The 3,461-nt window shown below is 70.9% G+C and carries 3 protein-coding genes; all 3 read right to left on the reverse strand.

The window, feature by feature from the left end; all coding sequences use genetic code 11:
• Nucleotides 1-1,659, reverse strand: a 1,659-nt coding sequence (locus G3O00_RS41130; protein WP_241025581.1) for an SWIM zinc finger family protein, incomplete at its 3' end; no start/stop codon positions are given.
• 8 nt (nt 1,660-1,667) lie between these two features.
• Complete coding sequence (locus tag G3O00_RS41135; RefSeq protein ID WP_041493302.1) at nt 1,668-2,792, reverse strand: VWA domain-containing protein; 1,125 nt, start codon at nt 2,790-2,792, stop codon at nt 1,668-1,670.
• Nucleotides 2,793-2,892: 100 nt separating this feature from the next.
• The coding region (locus G3O00_RS41140) for a DUF5682 family protein (RefSeq protein WP_241025582.1) at nt 2,893-3,461 on the reverse strand (569 nt) is incomplete at its 5' end.

A 3,461-nucleotide genomic window follows, 5' to 3' on the forward strand; every position in this document is an offset into this window, starting at 1 on the left:
TTCCCAATGGACCGAGCGCACGACCATCGGCTCGAACGCGACGACGTGCAACGACCCGGCTGCACCGGCCGCCGCGCCATTCGCCGCCTGTCTCGGCCGCACGAAATCGGGCAGCGCGTCACGCAGGTGCGCGACGAGCGCCGCGATGCCCGGCTGGCGGATCGGCGCGGCGAGATCGTCCCAGGATTTCGGTGACAGCGGCAGCACTCCCGTCTGCCGTACGCCGGCCGCGATGTCGACCGCACCGTTCGCGCGACGCTTCGCGGTTTTCGTGACGACCTGCCCGGCCGCGATCTGCCGCAACGGAAAACCCGCGACGCGGCGGCCGGCCAGATCCGGTGCCCGGCCGCCGGCCGCGACGTCGGCGGCACGCGGCCAGTTTCGCGTCAGCACCATCACGGTCTGCGTGTCGGGATCGGCGAACAGCACGCTCGCCCCCTCTTCCGCGTCGTCGGCCCACAGCTCGACGCCGAGCGACACCAGCCGCAGATGATCGAGTTCGACCTCGCCCTTCACGCCGATGCCGGGCATCTGGCGGGCCGGCACCGCGGCACCGTCGCGCTGTGTCGCGGCGGACCTCGCCGCGCGCAGGCGCGCCCACAGTTCGGCTAGCACGCGCACGAGCCGCAGCGGCTCGAAACGGCTGCTGCGCGCATGCTGCGCGTGCACCAGCTGCCAGGCTTCGTCGAGCGCGTCGTCGACCCACTGCCAGCCGCGCTCGCGCAGGCGACCGCGCAGCGACTCCACGCGCGCGGCAAGCGCGATCGGCGGTTGGCTCGAGCCGTCCAGCCACAGCGCGTGCACCAGCATGTCGAGGTCGGCGATCAACGCGTGCGCCGCATCGTCGCGCAACGGCGACCGGTCGTCGTCGCTCTCGCCTTCGTCGCCGGCCGGCGGACGCACCTCGACGATCGTCTCCGATACGCCGTCGGCCGGTGCGCCGGCCTGGCGAAACGCCCAGACGGCGACCACCACGTGCGCGCAGCCGCTGCCCTGCCGGCAATCGCAGCGCGCATGCGCGAGCGAGCGTCGCGAGAAGAACCGCACCGTACACATCGGCAGTCGTGCAACCGGGGACCCTTGCGCACCGGCCCACGGCTGCACGGCCACGACTGGCCGCGCCGCCGCCATGCGCGCGGCCTGTTCGAGCACCGACGGCGCGAAACTCGCCGCCAGCGCGGCATCGTCGAAATCGGCGGGGCTCCATGCGCGGTCCGCGGACGACGTGCCGCACGTGTCGTCATCCGGCAGTGCATCGTCCGGGCCGTCGCGCGCCACATCATTCGGATTGCGTGCCGCTTCGTCGCGCGTATCGACCGGCTCCGTCTCGCCGTCTCCGCCTGCACGCACATCGGCCGAATCGGTCGCATCGACCGCTTCGTTCGCCTGCATGCTCGCCTGATAGGCCAGCACCAGCATCACGCGATGCCGGCACATGCCGCTCGCCGTGCAACTGCATGCGGCATCGCGCAACGTTCGGCCCAGCGGCAGGCTGGTCCGCACGCCGTCGTCGAACGACGCATGCACCGTACCGTCGCCGTCGACAACTAGCGCCGGCAACGCGCCGGCCGCGACATCCTTCTGTGCCCGCTTGACGAACCCGGCATTGGCGAGCGCGGTCAGCGCCTCCGGCGTCAGTTCGAGCAGATCGTCACGCATCGGCGCGCTCATCCCTGCACCTTCTCGGCGAGCCACGCGGCCAATTGCCCAGGCGTCATCGCGCCGATTTGCGCGCCGGCGTTCACGAGCCGCGCCGCCATCTCGCGGTCGTACGCGGGCTCGGCCGCCGAATCGAGCGCAGCCAAACCGAGCACGCGCGCGCCGCTCTCGGCCAGTGCCTTCACGCGACGCACGAGTTCGTAGCCGCTGCCGCCTTCATAGAAATCGCTGACCAGCACGACGACCGTGCGCGCGGGATTCGCGACGCAGGATTGCGCATACGCAACGGCTTTCGCGATGTCCGTGCCGCCGCCGAGCTGAACCTTCATCAGCAGCTCGACCGGGTCGGATACGTCGGCGGTCAGGTCGACCACCGACGTATCGAAGGCCACGAGCCGCGTGCGCATGCCCGGCAATTGCCACAGGCAGGCGGCCATCACCGCGCTGTGGATCACCGAGTTGACCATCGAACCGCTCTGGTCGACGAGCAGCACGATGTCCCACGGCTCGGCCTGGCGACGCGTGCGACTGTTGAAGACCGGCGTGTCGAGATACAGCTTGCGCCGCTCGGGATGCCAGTGGCGCAGGTTCGCGGCCAGCGTGCGCGTGTAGTCGAAGTTGCGCGCGATCTTCATCCGCGAGCGCCGGCGCCGGTCGCGCGTGCCGCTGAAGGCCTGTCGCACCTCGGTCGCCAGCCGCTCCATGATGCGCCGGACCACCTCGGCAACGAGCCGCCGTGCGGCCGCGAGCACCTCGGGATTCATCAGGTGCTTCGTGTGCAGGACGGCGCGCAGCAGCGATTCGGACGGCTCGATCCGCTCCAGCACCTCGAGGTTCGTGACGACTTCGTCGATGCCGAAGCGCTCGACCGCATCGCGTTCGAGCCGGTCGATCACTTCTTTCGGAAACAGCGTGTGGATCGTGTTGATCCAGTCCGGCGTGCTCAGCGCGGACGGCCCCAGGCCGGCACCGCGCTCGCCACGCTTCGCGCGATCGTCGTCGCGACCGTACAGCCATTCGAGCGCCGCGTCGGCAGCCTGCGCGTCGGCGCCCGGCGTGCCGCACGCGGCTTCGGCCGGTTCGCCGAGCAGCAGGCGCCAGCGTTCGAGCGGACCGGGAATGTTCAGCGGCATCGCAGAACTCGCGGAAACCACGCCGCTCCGTGCCGTGACGGCGCGACATCGTGGTGAAGGAAAAAGAAGCCGGGCGCATGGCGGCCCGTCGATTGATGGATCACGACGCCTCCGGATCGGGCGTGAGCCCCCAGCGCCGCAGGCGGCCCAGCACCTGCGCCTCGATGCGGGTGGCGTGCGCAACCGCCTCGGGCGATGCGTCTTCCGCGTGCCGTTCCGTCAGGACGCGTCGCGACAGGTGTGTCGCCTGGTGCAGCGCGAGCACCTGGTCGGCGAGTCGCCCGCGCTCCTGAGGCGGCAACCATGCGAACGCGCCGCGCAGCCCCGGCAGCGCAAGCACGAAATCGGCATCGTCGAGCGCGCGCACGGTCGCATCCATGCCGGCAACAAACGCGGGGGCACTCGCCAGTGTCTCGCGCGCCAACGCAAGCAGGCCGCCGAGCGCATCGCCGAGCGCGGCGGCCGGCATCGCCTGCAGCAGCGCCATCGCGTCGTCGATACCGGCGACGGGTTGACCGTCGCCGGTGCTGGCGTGTGCGGCGAGGCCGAGCGCGATTCGACCGTCGACTGGCTGCGTGGCCTGGGCCTCACGGTGGCCGATTCCGACGCCAACTTCGTGATGTTCGGCGAGTTTGCGGATCGGCACCGGATCTGGAGCGGCCTCCTGCG

This window comes from Burkholderia sp. Ac-20384, from assembly GCF_017104605.1.
Lineage (GTDB): Bacteria > Pseudomonadota > Gammaproteobacteria > Burkholderiales > Burkholderiaceae > Burkholderia > Burkholderia lata.